Raw genomic sequence first — 16,097 nt, forward strand, 5'->3', positions numbered from 1 at the left:
TTTCGGAAAGCTCAGGACAAATAGGCCAAGGAGGGCCAGCGATCATGACAATCAGCAAATCGCCCCCGATCCACCCGGGCGAAATCCTGCGGGAACTCTATCTCGAGCCGCTGGGCATGTCAGCATACGCCCTTGCAAAGCACCTCAATATTCCTCGCACCCGCATAGAACGGATTGTGGGAGAGAAACTTGGTATCACCGCCGACACTGCCTTGCGCCTCGCAAAGTTTTTCAAGACCACACCGGAGTATTGGCTGAACTTGCAGAACGCCTTTGACATTAAGGCCGCCGCTGCAAGGCTGGAAGCGGACCTTGCCAATATCAAAGAACTGGAAGCCGCCTAATTCTCGGCCGCCTTTCAGGTCACGGCCAAGCCGCATAAGATGGCGGCGGCAGGTTCTGCATCCGCGTTGCGGCCCGGCGGAAACGTCCGGGAGACGTGCCTTCGTTGCGGGTGAAAAAGCGATTGAAGTAGCCGGGGTCCTGAAACCCCAATCGAAACGCAATTTCAGCAACTTGCAGTGAAGAGTTAAGAAGAAGGTCGCGTGCTTCGGAGATGATTTCGCGGTGAATATAGGCCTGTGGTGAAAGCCCCGTGGCCTTGTGAACCGCAAATCCCAGCCGTTCGCGGCTGACACTCAAATGTCTTGCATAATCGTCCACGCCCCATTGATCGCGCTTGTACTGGCTTACCAGCAGGACGAACCGTTCGGTGAGGCTACCGGGCGTGGAGATGGCTGCGGCAATATCGGCCATGGCGTGCTGGCAGATGCGGATGAGGGTGACGGAGAGCAGGCTGGCGATGATCGTGTCCGAACCGGTTGTCGCGCGCACATTTTCGCTGGCGATGGTCTCGATATAACCCGCCAGTTCCTGCCGATCCTTCTCCGCTGGCGTCTGCGTCAAAATACGCTGCAATATATTGCGCACCGCGCTCGCGCTCGCGCCTGTGGGCATGGCATGGGCAAGGCCGATTTCGGTCGTCCTCAGCAGCGATCCACGACTTCCGGCATTCAGCCGCAGGCGGCCCGCGGGGGCGATGGGCAGCCAGACGAGCCCCGGTGCCGTGACAGGCAGCGTCTTTTCACCCTGCAGGATTTCTGCTTCGCCGGCGGAGAGAAGCAGCAGATGGGCACTATCCGCTTCCAGCCGCAATTCCGATACGCGCAGCGCTGAGGCGAGGGTGCGTGCGGTTATCTCAACGCGGTTGCCGGCAATCTGGCTGTACAGCGGCATTATGCCTCCAAAAGTACAATAATGCGCTACACTAGTGCATTTTATATGCGGCTGTCATTGCTAAACTTTGATCAGCGCAGGGGAAAGCCTTGAGGAGAACGGCAACCCCGAGAAGGCGCTTTGGGAGGAACATCATGAATAGTCTGAAGCGCAGAACGCTGTTCTGCCTGCTCTCCGGTGCTGCCCTGTCGGCAGTATCTTTCGGTTATGTCAATGCGCAGGACCGCACGTCGGTGAAGATCGGTTATGCCGTTTCAAAAAGCGGCGCCAATGCCACAGGTGCTGGCATCACCACCATTCCGAACTACAAATTATGGGTGAAGGAGGTCAACGATGCCGGTGGCCTCACCTTGCCGGATGGCAAGCGCCTGCCGGTGGAAGTGGTCGAATATGACGACCGCTCCTCGGCCGAGGATGCGGTGCGATTCACTGAGCGTCTGGCCAGCCAGGACAAGGTCGATTTCATTCTGCCGCCATGGGGCACGGGCTTCAATCTGGCCGTCGCACCGCTTTATGAGCGCTTCGGTTATCCGCAACTGGCAGTGACCGGTGTGACCGACAAGGCGCCCGAATTTGCCGCGCGCTGGAAGAAGAGCTTCTGGATGCTGGGCGGCGGCCATGATTATGCCAATGCACTGGCCGACGTTTTGAAAGCCGCACGCGATGCCGGCCAGATCAACGACAAGGTCGCGGTGATCTCCGTGGCTGACGGTTTCGGTATCGATCTCATCAAGGCCGCGCGACCGGCGCTGAAGGAAGCGGGTTTCACACTGGCCTATGACAAGACCTATCCGGTCGGCACTTCGGATTTCGCAGCACTTGTGAACGAGGCGGCGGCGAGTGGTGCGGACAGCTTCATCGCCTTTTCCTATCCGCCCGACAGTTTCGCGGTGACGAAACAGGCGCAGACGGCCCGGTTTAACCCGAAGGTCCTTTATGTCGGCGTCGGCGGTGCTTTCCCGATCTTCCCGAAGGTCTCCGATGGCAAGCAGGAAGGCGTGATCAGCATCGGCGGCGTTGATGGCAGCAGCGACAGGATCGAGGATTATTTCAAGCGCCACGAGGCCTTCATCGGCGCCAAGCCGGACAGCTGGGCAAGCGCCATCACCTATGCGAGCCTCGAAATGCTGGCCCAGTCCATCCAGCGTGTCGGCCTCGACAAGGCGGCGGTGGCAAGCGAGCTTTCGACGGGAAGCTTCGAAACCGTCATCGGCCCGGTCAAGCTTGAGGACAACCAGCTTCGCCAGCTATGGTGGGCGGGACAATGGCAGGGTGACCGCTTTGTGGCGATTGCACCCGCAGACCGTTCAGGCGCGGCAAAGCCGGTCATTCCGAAGCCGCAATGGTGAGCCGTTGCCGGCCGGGGCCGTGAACCCCGGCCGGCAGGCTTCGGCCATGTTCCAGACTGGAGACAATCCCTTGTTTTTATCCACCCTCATCTTCGGCTTGATGCTGGGAGGGACCTATGCGCTGATCGCGCTTGGACTTTCGCTGCAATATGGCATCGCCCGCATCATGAACCTTGCTTATGGCGAAGTGCTGATTGCGGCTGCCTTCTTCGCCTTCGTGCTGTTTTCCAGCTATGGCCTTTCGCCGCTCTTGTCGCTGTTCATTATCGTGCCGCTCGGTTACTGCCTGTCCTTTTTGATCTACCGTGTGATGATGCGGCCGCTGGTACGCCGTTCGGGCGGGTCCGGCCGTCTGGAAGTCGATTCCATACTGGCGACCTTCGGGCTGCTCTTCGTCATTCAGGGCATCATGCTTGTCGTGTTCGGCGGCAACTATCATTCCTATTCCTATCTCGCCGATGGCGTCGATATCCTCGGCACGACGGTGGCGCTCAACCGGCTCCTGTCCTTCTGCCTGTCGGTGGTCATCGGCGGCGGGCTTTATCTGGCGCTCACCCACAGCCGCTGGGGTCTCAACCTGCGGGCGGTGGCGCTTGCGCCCAAATCTGCGCCGCTGGTCGGCATTGATGTGAACCGTGTGGCTTCGATCGGCTTTGCCCTTGGCGGCGCACTCGCCGTGGCCGGCGGGGTGATGATTTCGATGTACCAGACCTTTTCCGCCTCCTATGGCGTGGTCTTCACCATGAAGGCGCTTGTCGTCGTCATCATGGGCGGTGTCGGCAATCTGCTTGGCGCGCTGGTGGCCGGCCTGCTGCTCGGTCTCGTGGAAACCTTCGTGCTCGTTTATGTCGATCCCGGCCTCACGCTCGCCGCCACCTATCTGCTCTTTCTCGTGGTGCTGCTCTGGAGTCCGGAAGGCATCTTCGCAAGGAGGGGCAAATGATCCCGCTTCTCATTGGCTTTGCTGCAGTCGCGCTGCTGGCGCTTTCCCCCTTCTTTTTCGATGCCTATGGCGTCGGCGTCATCATCGGCCTGCTGGGCTATGCGACGCTCGCTTCCGCCTGGGCGATGTTCTCAGGCCCGACCCGTTATATTTCGCTTGCCACCGTCGCCTTCTTCGGTGTCGGGGCCTATACGGTCGCGGTGCTGAGCGAGGTTTTGCCCTGGCCGCTTGTGCTTCTGTGCGCGGCCCTTGTCGGTGCGTCGCTGGCGCTTGTCGTCGGGCTTTCCACACTGCGCGTCGCTGGCATTTATTTCGTGATCTTTTCCTTTGGCCTTGCCGAGCTCATCCGCCAGCTCATCACCTGGTATGAGGTGAATGTGACCGGCACGCTCGGGCGCTATATCTTCCTGCCGCTGGAGCCGCAGCATGTGCTGTGGCAATTGCTGGCGCTGGCTGTCATCACCCTTCTGCTGGCGATCTTGATCGACCGCAGCAAGCTCGGACTGGCGTTGAAGGCAATCGGTGACGACGAGGTCGTGGCGGCCCATGCGGGCATCAATCTCGCCCGCACCAAGCTGACGCTCTTCGTGCTGTCGGCCACGATCATCACGCTTGTGGGTGCAATTCAGGCCCCGCGCTGGGTCTATATCGAGCCGGCCATCGTCTTTAATCCGCAGGTATCGTTCCTCACCGTCATCATGGCCTTGCTTGGCGGAGCTACACGCCGCTGGGGACCCATTCTCGGTGCGGTGCCGCTGTTCCTGCTGTTCGAATGGCTGGGCGCCAACTTCCCCAACCATTTTTCCATCATCCTCGGCGCCCTCTTCATCCTCATCGTCTTTGTGTTGCCGGATGGCGTGCTGGCGGCGCTTGAGAAACTGCGCAAAAAGGAGAAAGCCGCATGAGCGCTGTTCTCGAAATCACCGATATCCGCAAGACCTTTGGCGGGCTGAAGGCGGTGGATGGTCTTGGTCTCACAATCGAGGCCGGCGAGGTCGTCGGGCTGCTGGGGCCGAACGGTTCCGGCAAGACGACGCTGATGAACCTGATTTCCGGGGCGTTGAAGCCAACCGAAGGGTCGATCCGGCTAAAAGGGCAGGAGATTGCAGGAAGGCGGCCGGATGTGATTGCCCGCGCCGGCGTGGCGCGCACCTTCCAGCTCGTGCGGCTTTTGCCGTCGCTTTCCCTGCTCGAAAACGTCGCCGTATCGGCCATGTTCGGGCCGCAACGCCTGTCCCGTCTTGAGGCGGAGAAGGTCGCGCGGGCCTGCCTCGAAAGGATTGGCCTTGCCGGGCGGGAGACCCTGTCGGCCGGCGATCTCACCTATATCGACCAGAAGCGGCTTGAACTGGCGCGTGCGCTGGCGGGTGAACCGAAGCTTCTGCTTCTCGACGAATGGCTCGCGGGCCTTAACCCCACGGAGCTGCAGGAAGGAATAGCGCTGATCCGGCGGCTGGCATCGCAGGGAACGACGATCCTGCTGGTAGAACATATCATGGCCGCCGTGCGTGCACTCTGCCCGCGCTCCGTGGTCATGGCGGCCGGTCGCAAGATTGCCGACGGGCCGACGGCAGTGGTGCTTGATGATCCGCAGGTCATTTCCGCCTATCTGGGAGCGGCACATGCTTGAAATTGATGCACTGACAATCCGCTACGGCAAACATCTTGCGGTTGACGGCATATCGCTCAATGTCGCCAAGGGCGAAACAGTGGTGCTGCTCGGCGCCAATGGTGCGGGCAAGTCATCACTGCTGAAGGCGGTCGGCGGCATGGTGGCGCCGGCCTCCGGCGAAGTGCGCGTCAACGGCGCGTCGCTTGCAGCTGTCCCCGCCCATCAGATCGTGGAACGTGGCGTGGCGCTGGTGCCGGAGGGACGCGGAATTTTCGCAGCGCTGACGGTGGAGGAAAATCTTCGTCTCGGGGCCAATCCCCGCCATGCCCGTTCAGCGGAAAAGACGACGCGCGAGCATATTTTCTCGCTGTTTCCGCGCCTTGCCGAGCGGCGGCAGCAGCTTGCCGGCACCATGTCCGGTGGCGAACAGCAGATGGTCGCCATCGGGCGGGCGCTGATGTCGGCACCGGATTATCTGCTGCTGGATGAGCCGAGCCTTGGGCTTGCGCCCATCGTCACGCAGGAACTTTTTGCCGCTTTGGCTGAGATCAAGAAGAGCGGCCTTTCAATTCTGCTCGTGGAGCAGAATGTACGCGAAAGCCTTGCGCTTGCCGATCGCGGTTATTTGCTGGAAGCAGGGCGGATCGTCGGGGCAGGCACGGCTGAAGCCCTGTCCGCAGATCCCGCCGTGCAACGGGCGTTTCTCGGCGGTACCACCGCCGCCATTGTCTGAACTCAGGAGAAAGACCATGCAGACTGTCAATCTTTTCATCGGCGGTGATCATTGCCCGGCCGCAAGCGGCAAGCGCTTCGAGCGCAGCAACCCCATTACCGGCGATGTGGCGACCAGTGCGGCGGCGGCAACGGTGGAGGACGCCATGCGCGCGGCCGATGCCGCGGCGGCCGCTTTCCCGGTCTGGTCGGCAACGCCGCCCGGTGAACGCCGCCGCCTGCTTCTGGCTGCCGCGCAGGCGCTTCTCGCCGCCGGGCCTGACATCACCCAGGCGATGAAGGAAGAAATCGGCGCAACCGATGCCTGGGCCGGGTTCAACGTCAAACTGGCGAGCGACATGCTGGTCGAGGCAGCGAGCCTGACCACCCAGATCAAGGGCGAGATCATCCCCTCCAACCGTCCGGGAACCATGGCGATGGCGCTGCGCCAGCCGGCCGGTGTCGTCCTGTCCATGGCGCCGTGGAATGCGCCGGTCATTCTCGGCGTGCGCTCCATCGCCACGCCGCTTGCCTGCGGCAATACCGTTGTCATGAAGACCTCGGAACTTTGCCCGCGCACCCACGCGCTGATCGTCGAAGCCGTCGCTTCCGCCGGTCTGCCGAAAGGCGTGCTCAACGCCGTCTCCAATGCGCCGGAAGATGCCGCAAAGATCGTCGATACGCTGATCTCGCACCCCGCCGTCAGACGGGTGAACTTCACCGGCTCGACCCGCGTTGGCCGCGTGATTGCCGAAACGGCCGGCCGTTACCTGAAGCCCGCTTTGCTGGAGCTTGGCGGCAAGGCGCCGTTCATCGTGCTTGACGATGCCGATATCGAGGCGGCTGTCGCGGCGGCCGCTTTCGGTGCCTACATGAATCAGGGCCAGATCTGCATGTCGACGGAGCGCATCATCGTGCTCGACAGCGTTGCCGATACATTCGTGGAGACCTTCGCCAAAAAAGCTTCGAGCCTCAAAGCCGGCGATCCGCGTGAGGGCAAAACACCGCTTGGCTCGCTGGTCAGCGCCGAAGCGACCTCCCGCATCCGGGCGCTGGTGGATGACGCCGTCTCGAAGGGCGCACGGCTGGTCGCGGGCGGCGGTGGCAATGGCACGATGGTGGATGCGATCGCCGTCGATGGCGTCACGCCCGCCATGCGGCTTTATGCGGAGGAAAGCTTCGGCCCCGTCGTCTCCATCATCAGGGCCGGCAGCGTGGATGAGGCCGTGAGCATCGCCAACGAAACCGAGTTCGGTCTTTCCGCCGCGATTTTTGGCAGGGATCAGGCACGGGCGCTTGCCATCGCAGCGCGCATCGAAAGCGGCATATGCCACATCAATGGCCCGACCGTTCACGATGAGGCGCAGATGCCTTTCGGCGGTGTCAAGGCATCCGGTTACGGCCGTTTTGGCGGCACGGCGGGCATTGCGGAATTCACCGAGCTACGCTGGGTCACGTTGCAGGACGGGCCGCTGCATTATCCCATCTGAACCGGAAACGGTACAGGCTGGCGGGCGGCGTCACCGCCGCTCGTCGATCAGCCAGCCGGTGAGTTTCCTCACCGCGCTGTCGCTGCTTTTCGGCCGCATCAGCCAGTAACCGCGTCCCGGCGCATCAAGGCTCGGGCCGGCCGTCACCAGCACGCCGGCTTCGAGTAACGGATCGACCAGTCCGGCCCAGCCGAGTGCAAAACCCTGCTCACCGATGGTTGCCTGCACCACCATCGTGTAATTGTTGAAGCTGATATCGCCGCCATCATGCTCCGCACCGCGATGCACGCCGAAATGCTTGAAATAGGCAGCCCAGTCGAACCAATGCGCCTGCGAGGTGTTTTCGAGGTGGATCAGTTTCAGCCGTGAAAGATCCGAAATGGTTGCGGGTGCTTCCGCCAAAAGCGCCGGCGAACAGACGGGTGTGACTTTTTCCGAGAGCAGCAGCACCGCGCCATCGCCTGCTTCCTGCCGCGTGCCGAAGATGATCATCACGTCACTATCGTGTTTGCCTTGCGCCATCGGATCCTGCGTGGCGACGATCTGGATGTTGATATCCGGGTTGAGGACGCGAAAACCATGCATGCGGGGAATGAGCCACAGGGACGAAAAGGCATAGTCCGTGTGCAGACGGATGGTCTGCCGTTCCTCCGTCCGGCGAAGCTGCTGCGCCAGAAGGTCGATGGCGTCGACATTGCGCGAGACGATCTCGAACAGCCTCTGGCCCTCCGTCGTCAGTTCGATACCGCGATGTCTGCGCTGCACGAGCGCCACGCCCAGTTCCTCCTCCAGCCGGCGGATCTGATAACTGACGGCCGGCTGGGTCAGCCGCAGGGATGCAGCCGCCGCCGTCAGGCTGCCGCGGCGGGCAACCTCGGTGAAAATGCGCATCCATCCGAGATCGAGAGGCCGGTCTGACATTAAAATTCCTTATATCAGTCATCGAAAAATACCTGCTTCACAGGCAAAAACAATGTGGTGTTCAATAAACTGGACTAATAAAAGGGGAGCCACAATGAAAACCATTTCTCATCTGCACCGCATCGCCGCCGGTCTCATTCTGTCCGTGGCCGCCTTCTCCACCCCGCTTCAGGCGGCCGATGACGCGGCCTGCAAGACCATCCGCCTTAGCGATCCCGGCTGGACCGACATCACCGCCACCAATGGCGTTGCTTCCGTCCTGCTCGATGCGCTGGGTTATGAGGCTGACGTCAAGACACTGTCGGTGCCGATCGGCTATCAGGCGATGAAGAACGGCGAGATCGACGTTTTCCTCGGCAACTGGATGCCGGCGCAGAAATCCTTCGTGGATGATCTGAATGCCGCCAAGGCGGCCGAGGTGATGACGAAAAACCTCGAAGGCGCCAAGTTCACGCTGGCGGTGCCGGCCTATATGGCGGAAAAGGGCGTCAAGGATTTTGCCGATCTCGCCAAACATGCCAACGAATTCGAAAGCAAGATTTACGGCATCGAGCCCGGCGCACCGGCCAACCAGAATATCCAGAAGATTATCGACGCCAATGATTTCGGCCTGAAAGGCTGGCAGCTCGTCGAATCCGGCGAACAGGCGATGCTGGCGCAGGTGGAGCGGGCGGGCAGGGACAAGAAGGCGGTGGTCTTTCTCGCCTGGGCACCGCATCCGATGAATGAGAAGATCGATATCGCCTATCTCTCCGGTGGCGACGCCTATTTCGGCCCGAATTTCGGTGGTGCTGAGGTCTATACGCTTGCCCGCACCGGCTGGCCGCAGCAATGCCCGAATGCGGCGACGCTGTTCAAGAACCTGAAGTTCGATATCGGCATGGAAAACACCCTGATGGGTTCCATTCTTGGCGGCGAGGATTCCAAAGCGGCGGCAGCGGCTTGGCTGAAAGCCAATCCTAAAGCGCTTGATGGCTGGTTGCAGGGCGTTACCACGCTGGATGGCAAGCCGGGTGCGGACGCCGTCAAAGGCAAGCTTGGTCTTTAAGCCGGAAAATCGACATGCCGCGTCCCAATATCCTGATCCTGATGGCCGACCAGTTCAACGGGACGTTTTTTCCCGATGGCCCGGCCGATTTTCTCCACGCACCCCATCTGAAAACATTGGCGAAGCGGTCTGTCCGCTTCGCCAATACCTATACGGCAAGCCCGCTCTGTGCGCCGGCACGGGCCTCCTTCATGTCGGGGCAATTGCCCAGCCGGACGCGGGTTTACGACAATGCCGCCGAATTCGCGTCCGACATACCGACCTATGCCCATCATCTGCGGGCGGCTGGTTATTACACCGGTCTTTCGGGAAAGATGCATTTCGTCGGGCCGGATCAGCTGCATGGCTTCGAAGAGCGTCTGACGACGGATATCTATCCCGCTGATTTCGGCTGGACACCCGACTATACCAAGCCGGGTGAACGGATCGACTGGTGGTATCATAATCTCGGCTCGGTGACTGGCGCAGGCGTTGCCGAAATCACCAACCAGATGGAGTATGACGACGAGGTGGCCTATCACGCCACCCGCAAACTCTACGACCTGTCGCGTCGTCTCGATGACCGGCCGTGGTGCCTGACCGTTAGCTTCACCCATCCGCACGACCCCTATGTTGCGCGGCGCAAATTCTGGGATCTCTACGAGGATTGCCCGGCGCTGGACCCCGAGACGGAAGCGCTTTCCTTCGATGAACACGACCCGCATTCGAAACGGCTGCTGGAAGCCTGCGACCATCGTGCTTTCGATATTTCGCCCGAAGAGATACGCCGGGCACGGCGCGGTTATTTCGCCAATATCTCCTATATCGACGAAAAGGTCGGCGAAATCCTCGATGTTCTGAAGGCGACGCGGATGGAGGAGGACACGATCATTCTCTTCCTGTCGGACCATGGCGATATGCTGGGCGAGCGCGGCCTTTGGTTCAAGATGTGTTTCTTCGAAAGTTCTGCCCGCGTGCCGCTGATGATCGCCGCACCCGATTGGCAACCGGCTTTGATCGATGCCCCTGTATCGACACTCGATGTCACGCCGACGCTGTGTGGGTTGGCCGGGCTGGATATCACCTCGCTTAAACGCTGGACGGATGGCGAAGATCTGGCGGCGCTGGCTGCGGGAACCGGCGGTCGTGGCCCGGTGCCGATGGAATATGCCGCCGAAGGCTCCATCGCGCCGCTCGTTGCCCTTCGCGACGGCCGCTACAAGCTGTCGGTCTGCGAGGCTGATCCGCCGCTGCTTTACGATCTCGAAGCTGATCCGGAAGAACGCACCAATCTTGCCCAAGATCCCGCTTTCAGCGATGTGCTTTCATCGCTTTCGGCAGAGATTGGTCGGCGTTGGCAGTTACCGGTGTTCGACGCCGCCGTTCGCGAAAGTCAGGCGCGGCGGTGGGTGGTCTACAAGGCGCTGCGTAATGGCGCCTATTATCCGTGGGACTACCAGCCCTTGCAAAAGGCCTCGGAACGCTACATGCGCAACCATATGGACCTCAACGTGCTGGAGGAAAACCAGCGTTTTCCGCGCGGAGAGTGAAACAGGCAGGATGCCTCAAGCGGCGGCGGTCACCCTTGGTGCACCGCCAGCCGCCTGCACGGCAAGGCTGCCGGCGGCTACCCCGGCTTTGAGGCATTGCTGCTCATCCTGCCCCTGAAGCCATGCATCAAGAAAACCGGCATTAAAGGCATCGCCTGCGCCAGTTGTGTCGATGACCGGCACTTTCTGGGCCGCCATATGCTGCAGCCCCATCTGAGAGGAAACCCACGCACCCTGCGCGCCGCCCTTCAACGCCACGACGGGAAACGTCTCTGATAGGGCGCGGATCGCTGTTTCCGGGTCAGAATGACCGGTGATCGCTTCGGCCTCTTCGAGATTGGGCAAGAACACGTTGACGCCGTCACAGGCCCTGAGCAGGCCTTTGTCGTAGATCAGCGCTGCATCCCAGCTCGGGTCGAGAGAGACTGACAATCCGCTCGCCCTGGCGCGCGAGACGAGATCGGGAACCTCGTGCAGGGTAGCGAATTCGGCGATGTGCAGATGCCGTGCCTTGTCCCACGCAAAGGCGGCATCCAGTGTTGAAGGACGGGCCGCACCGGCGCGGCGCGTCAAAAATGCCCGGTCCTGACCAACCACTGTCGCTACCGTGACTTGCGGTCCGGCATCTGTTGCATGTTCCAGAAACTGCAGGTCGACGCCGCTTTGCGCCATTTTCCCGCCGATATCGCGCGAAAACGTATCGGTGCCGAGCCTCGCCAGCAGCGCAACCGGGCGGCCTATGTGGGCGAAATGTGCGGCGGCAATGAAGGCTCCGCCGCCGGCGGCAATTTCCATGTCGCGGGCAAACAGTTCCCGGCCGAGCACGGGCAATTCATCGAGCCCGGTGAAAATGAGGTCGCAATAGATCCGGCCGACGCTGATGACGGCTGCTTTTTCTGTTGTCATCATGCGCGGCCCAGAAGCTTTTCCGTTTTGGCATCGAAAAGATAAAGCGAACCTGCTTCCGCCCGGCATTGCAACCGGCTGCCGACAACGGGGATGGATTTGCCTCTGGCCGTGGCAATAACCGAGGTGGTGTCGGTGTCCAGATGAACAAGCGTCTCAGGCCCAAGCGGCTCGACAGCCGTTACCGTTCCCTCAAGCGTAAACGTTCCCTGTGCAGCACCATTCTCGCCGACCAGCAGATCATGAGGCCGGACGCCGATCAGAAGTTCGCCCGTGGCGGAGAGTGCAACGCTGCTGGTTGTTTTGGTCCCTCGCAACAGGTTCATCGAGGGGCTGCCGATGAAGCGGGCGGTAAATACATCGACAGGCGTTTCATAAAGTTCCGTCGGTGTGCCGACCTGCAGGATATGGCCGTCCTTCATCACCACGATACGATCCGCCATGGTCATGGCTTCTACCTGATCATGGGTGACGTAGACGGTTGTCGTCTTAAGACGTTGATGCAAGCGCTTGATTTCAATGCGCATCTGCGAACGCAACTGGGCGTCGAGATTGGACAGCGGTTCGTCGAACAGAAAGGCGGCGGGATCACGCACCATGGCTCGGCCGATGGCGACGCGCTGGCGCTGGCCGCCCGACAGGGCCGCGGGACGACGGTCCAGCAGGGCTTCAAGCCCCAGTACCCGGCCGGCCTCTTCAATGCGGCGGTTCTTTTCCGTCTTGTCGAGCTTTGCAGTGTAAAGTCCGAAACCGATATTCTGGCGAACCGTCATATGCGGGTAGATCGCATAGTTCTGGAACACCATGGCGATGTTGCGCTGTTTCGGTTCTTTCTCGTTGACGACGTTTCCGGCGATCTTCAACGTGCCGTCGGAAATCTCTTCCAGCCCGGCGATCATGCGCAGCGTGGTGGATTTTCCGCAGCCGGAGGGTCCGACGAAAACGACGAATTCACCGTCTTCAATGGCCAGGTCTATGCCTTTGACCGCTTCGACCTTGCCGTAGCGCTTCACGAGTTGATTGAGTTCGATTGTCGCCATTATCGCGCTCCCGTCAGGGCGGTGAATTTCTCTGCCAGTTCGGCGGCCTTCGCCGCTTCATGGTTGGTGGATCGTTGCGCCTCAGCCTCAAATGCACCAAGCTTGCCGCGATAGGCTGCAAACGCCTCCCGCATCGGTTCAGGCGCCGGGCCGCCGAAACGGCTGCGCACCGCGACGAAGTGCTCCGGCGAGACGATCTGCCTGAACTTTTCTTCGTCAATGCCGGTCTCGCGTCCTGTCAGCTCACTGAAAGCCCTAAGGAACGGTTGGTAACCGTCATTGGGCAGATCGCCTTTCAGTGCGACAACGCTTTTGGCGACGGTCGCGGCAATTTCATGCGCCTGGCGGAAAGACAGGTCTTCGATGCGGACAAGCGAATCCGCCAGTTCCGTGATGGTGATGCAGGAACGGCGAATGTTCTGGTCGACCCTTTCAGGATCGATGCTGATCTGGCCAACGAGGCTGGCGAGAAGGTCGAGAACCCGGCCCGCTGAAGCGAAGGCTTCGTAACCCATGCCCTGGGTTTCGCCTTCGCTGTCGTTCATGTCGGTGAAGGGCGTGTTGTGCATCACATCGAGCATGGTCCGTGCCCGGCCGAATGTCTGGCTGGCGAGGTGGCGCAGATGTTCGATCGGCACCGGGTTGCGCTTCTGCGGCATGATCGAGGAAATCTGCACCAGCGAATTCGGCACGTAGATCTGGCCGACTTCGAAGCTCGTCCAGAACTGGAAATCCTGAATGAGCCTGCCGAGATGCAGGAACATCAACTCGATCGCGCCATAGGTCGCCGTCGTATAATCGACGGCGGCGATGCAGGAATAGGAATTGCGCAGCGGTGCGGCAAAGCCCAGCAGTTCGGCAACCCGCGCCCGGTCGATTGGGAATCCCGATGTGGTGATGGCGGCAGCGCCCATAGGCGAAAGATCGACGATACGGCGGGCCTCCGCGAAGCGGTCAATATCCCGGATCAACACTTCGATGGCGGCGGAAAGGTAGTGGCCGAAGGTGGTGGGCTGGGCCGGCTGCCCATGCGTATAGGCCACAATCAACGTGGATTGATTACGCTCGGCGGCATCGATCAGCGCTTTCAGCAGAACACGCGCCTTGGCGGTGAGCGTGTCGATCTTGTCCTTGAGGCCGATCTTGAACAGTGTGTGATCGATATCGTTGCGCGAACGGGCCGTGTGAAGGCGGCCGGCGACGTCGACGCCGATGCGGGCTTTCAGTTCCTTCTCGATCAGGAAGAAGAAATCCTCGACTTCGCCGGTATAGACCAGTTCAGATGGTTCGATGGTCCTGTCGATGTCTTCAAGCGCGCCGGCGATTTTGGCCGCCGTTTCGGCATCGAGAATGCCGGTTTCGCGCAACATGACCAGATGGGCACGGTCTATGCGGCGGAAACCGTCGACATGGTGGTTCTTGGCGCCGTCGAACAGCGGACGCAGCACCGTTTCCTTGTAGACAGGGTCGGGAAACTTGCTGGTATCCGACAGGCGCGGGTTGATATCGGCCATGATATTATCCTTTCAGGCCCGCCAGCATCACACCGCGCACGATGTAGCGTTGCAGGACGATGAAGACGATGAGGGTAGGGATGGTCGCAATGGCTGCGCCCGTCATGATCATTTCCCACTGGATTTGCTGTTCCACGGCGAAGCTCGATAGCCCGACTGGCAGGGTGTAAAGTTCCTTGCTTGTCGTGACGATCAGCGGCCAGAAAAATGCCGTCCAGTTGCCGAGGAAGGTGAAGATCGCGAGTGCGGAAAGCGCCGGTGTCACGAGTGGCAGGGCGACTTTCCACCAGATCTGGAACTCGTTCAGCCCATCGACACGCGCTGCCTCGAGAAAGTCGTTCGGAACCGTTTCGAAAAACTGCTTCATCAGGAAGGTGCCGAAAGCCGTCATCATGCCGGGGAACATGATGCCCCAGTAGCTGTCGAGCCAGCCCAGCTGGCTGGACATCAGATACCACGGGATGACCAGCATTTCTGTCGGTATCATCAACGTCGAGAGGATGGCGAGGAAGATGAAGTAGCGTCCGCGAAACTCGAATTTCGCCAGGGTATAACCGACCAGACTGTCGAAAAAGCAGTTGGAGACGGTGACGAGGACCGCAACCAGCGTCGAGTTGAAGAACCAGCGCAGGAAACGGCCATCGGCCATCACGGTCATGTAGTTCGCAATTGTCGGTGCTGCGGGAATGAGCCTGAGATCATAGACCTGATCCGCCGTCTTGAACGAGGTCGCGAACATGAACAGCAGCGGCGAAACCATGATCAGGCCGCCGATGAACAGCAGCGTCCAGGCGATGATGCGGCCGGGGCGGATGCGGGCGTGGGAGAGTGGCAAGGCTTCGCTCATTTCTTTTCCCTCAGCACCCAGAGCTGGACCAGCGACACGATAAGAAGAATGGTGAACAGGACGACCGTCTGCGCAGCGGCGTACCCCATCGCATAGGAGTTGAACGCGGTCTGGTAGATCATCAGCACCAGCGGTTTGGTGGAGCCGAGCGGCCCGCCCGGGTCGTTGGTTGTCATGTTATAGACCTGGTCAAAAATACGGAGGAAACCGATAGAGGAAAACACGACAAGGAAAACGGTGGTGGGTTTCAGAAGCGGAAGCGTGATCTTGCGAAGGATCGCCCATTCACCCAGACCGTCGATGCGGGCGGCTTCGTAGAAAGTCGTTGGAATGGCGCGCAGGCCGGCCATGAAGATGATGATCTGGAACCCGAGCCCCGCCCAGATGGCGGTTACCATGACGGAATAAAGCGCCTGATCGGTGGAGCGGATAAATGGCTGCTGGGGAATGCCGATCATGCCGAGCACGTCGTTGATGATGCCGATGGGCGGCGGCTGATAAAACCAGCGCCAGACCCAGGCCATCGCCGCCGCCGTCGTCAGATAGGGCAGGAAATAAAGCGCGCGGATGAAACCGTGCAGAATGCGCACCCGGTCGAGATAAAAGGCAATGACGAAAGCCAGCACGAGGCTGATCGGCGTGCCGACGATAAGATAGGTGAAGGTGTTCTTGAACACCTTCCAGAATTGCGGGTCCTTGAACAGCTTGACGTAGTTGGCAACGCCGATGAACTTTGCCGGCCGCAGCAGGTCCCAGTTGGTGAAGGACAGGTAGAAGGCCTGCAGCGTCGGGTAAAAACGGATGACGCTGTAAAACAGGATCGGGATTGCCAGAAAGCTCCAGATCCACAAAAGTCGTTTCGTGCGCATGGAAAGGCGATCTCCGAAGGAGCCGCCGGGGCGGCCGGATGCCGCCCCCTGTTGATCTATCGCTGTCATGTCTGAGCCTGCG

Annotated in this window: 16 protein-coding genes; 9 read left to right on the forward strand and 7 right to left on the reverse strand. The window is 60.4% G+C overall.

The features are described from left to right. The first annotated feature begins 44 nt into the window (after positions 1-44). A complete protein-coding gene (locus DXT96_RS19400) occupies positions 45-344 on the forward strand; it encodes a HigA family addiction module antitoxin (RefSeq protein ID WP_149900963.1) in 300 nt (99 codons plus the stop codon). A gap of 19 nt (positions 345-363) precedes the next feature. Here DXT96_RS19400 and DXT96_RS19405 read toward each other — a convergent pair whose 3' ends face one another. Beyond that, complete coding sequence (locus tag DXT96_RS19405) at positions 364-1,236, reverse strand: helix-turn-helix transcriptional regulator (protein ID WP_153516045.1); 873 nt, start codon at positions 1,234-1,236, stop codon at positions 364-366. Between the two features lie 134 nt (positions 1,237-1,370). Between DXT96_RS19405 and DXT96_RS19410 the strand changes: the two genes are divergently transcribed. From DXT96_RS19410 to DXT96_RS19435, 6 genes are all read left to right on the forward strand, one after another. Next, on the forward strand, positions 1,371-2,585 hold the full coding sequence (locus DXT96_RS19410) for an amino acid ABC transporter substrate-binding protein (protein WP_153516046.1): 1,215 nt from the start codon (positions 1,371-1,373) through the stop codon (positions 2,583-2,585). Positions 2,586-2,655: 70 nt separating this feature from the next. Next, positions 2,656-3,528 carry a branched-chain amino acid ABC transporter permease gene (locus tag DXT96_RS19415; protein ID WP_153516047.1) on the forward strand — a complete coding sequence of 291 codons (873 nt, stop codon included), beginning with the start codon at positions 2,656-2,658 and terminating at the stop codon, positions 3,526-3,528. Continuing rightward, complete coding sequence (locus DXT96_RS19420; protein ID WP_153516048.1) at positions 3,525-4,433, forward strand: branched-chain amino acid ABC transporter permease; 909 nt, start codon at positions 3,525-3,527, stop codon at positions 4,431-4,433. Before DXT96_RS19415 ends, DXT96_RS19420 begins: the two co-directional genes overlap by 4 nt. After that, positions 4,430-5,158 carry an ABC transporter ATP-binding protein gene (locus DXT96_RS19425; protein ID WP_153516049.1) on the forward strand — a complete coding sequence of 243 codons (729 nt, stop codon included), beginning with the start codon at positions 4,430-4,432 and terminating at the stop codon, positions 5,156-5,158. The genes DXT96_RS19420 and DXT96_RS19425 overlap by 4 nt, the downstream gene beginning before the upstream one ends. Continuing rightward, positions 5,151-5,873, forward strand: coding sequence for an ABC transporter ATP-binding protein (locus tag DXT96_RS19430; protein WP_153516050.1), 723 nt, complete (start codon positions 5,151-5,153; stop codon positions 5,871-5,873). Before DXT96_RS19425 ends, DXT96_RS19430 begins: the two co-directional genes overlap by 8 nt. A gap of 16 nt (positions 5,874-5,889) precedes the next feature. Next, a complete protein-coding gene (locus tag DXT96_RS19435) occupies positions 5,890-7,341 on the forward strand; it encodes an aldehyde dehydrogenase (protein WP_153516051.1) in 1,452 nt (483 codons plus the stop codon). A gap of 30 nt (positions 7,342-7,371) precedes the next feature. Here DXT96_RS19435 and DXT96_RS19440 read toward each other — a convergent pair whose 3' ends face one another. Then, positions 7,372-8,262: a LysR family transcriptional regulator gene (locus tag DXT96_RS19440; protein ID WP_149900971.1), complete on the reverse strand. Its 891-nt coding sequence runs from the start codon at positions 8,260-8,262 to the stop codon at positions 7,372-7,374. A gap of 94 nt (positions 8,263-8,356) precedes the next feature. On the opposite strand from DXT96_RS19440, the gene choX reads away from it, so the two are divergent. Further along, the gene (gene choX, locus DXT96_RS19445) at positions 8,357-9,310 is read left to right on the forward strand and encodes a choline ABC transporter substrate-binding protein (RefSeq protein ID WP_149900972.1); all 954 of its coding nucleotides are present in this window, start codon (positions 8,357-8,359) and stop codon (positions 9,308-9,310) included. A gap of 14 nt (positions 9,311-9,324) precedes the next feature. Continuing rightward, positions 9,325-10,839, forward strand: coding sequence for a choline-sulfatase (gene betC / locus DXT96_RS19450; protein WP_153516052.1), 1,515 nt, complete (start codon positions 9,325-9,327; stop codon positions 10,837-10,839). 15 nt (positions 10,840-10,854) lie between these two features. Here betC and DXT96_RS19455 read toward each other — a convergent pair whose 3' ends face one another. Genes DXT96_RS19455 through DXT96_RS19475 form a run of 5 tightly spaced genes read right to left on the reverse strand, consistent with a single transcriptional unit; the run spans position 10,855 to position 16,084 of the window. Next, on the reverse strand, positions 10,855-11,748 hold the full coding sequence (locus DXT96_RS19455; protein ID WP_153516053.1) for a carbohydrate kinase family protein: 894 nt from the start codon (positions 11,746-11,748) through the stop codon (positions 10,855-10,857). Continuing rightward, positions 11,745-12,785 (reverse strand): ABC transporter ATP-binding protein, encoded by a 1,041-nt coding sequence (locus tag DXT96_RS19460; protein WP_153516054.1) that lies wholly within the window; start codon positions 12,783-12,785, stop codon positions 11,745-11,747. Before DXT96_RS19460 ends, DXT96_RS19455 begins: the two co-directional genes overlap by 4 nt. Then, positions 12,785-14,299, reverse strand: coding sequence for an argininosuccinate lyase (argH, locus tag DXT96_RS19465; protein WP_153516055.1), 1,515 nt, complete (start codon positions 14,297-14,299; stop codon positions 12,785-12,787). Before argH ends, DXT96_RS19460 begins: the two co-directional genes overlap by 1 nt. A 4-nt stretch (positions 14,300-14,303) precedes the next feature. Further along, positions 14,304-15,146, reverse strand: coding sequence for a carbohydrate ABC transporter permease (locus DXT96_RS19470; protein ID WP_149900977.1), 843 nt, complete (start codon positions 15,144-15,146; stop codon positions 14,304-14,306). Continuing rightward, complete coding sequence (locus tag DXT96_RS19475) at positions 15,143-16,084, reverse strand: carbohydrate ABC transporter permease (RefSeq protein WP_153516056.1); 942 nt, start codon at positions 16,082-16,084, stop codon at positions 15,143-15,145. The genes DXT96_RS19470 and DXT96_RS19475 overlap by 4 nt, the downstream gene beginning before the upstream one ends. Between the last annotated feature and the right edge of the window lie 13 nt (positions 16,085-16,097).

The sequence above is a fragment of the Agrobacterium sp. ICMP 6402 genome (genome assembly GCF_009498615.1).
GTDB classification, from domain to species: Bacteria; Pseudomonadota; Alphaproteobacteria; order Rhizobiales; family Rhizobiaceae; genus Agrobacterium; species Agrobacterium burrii.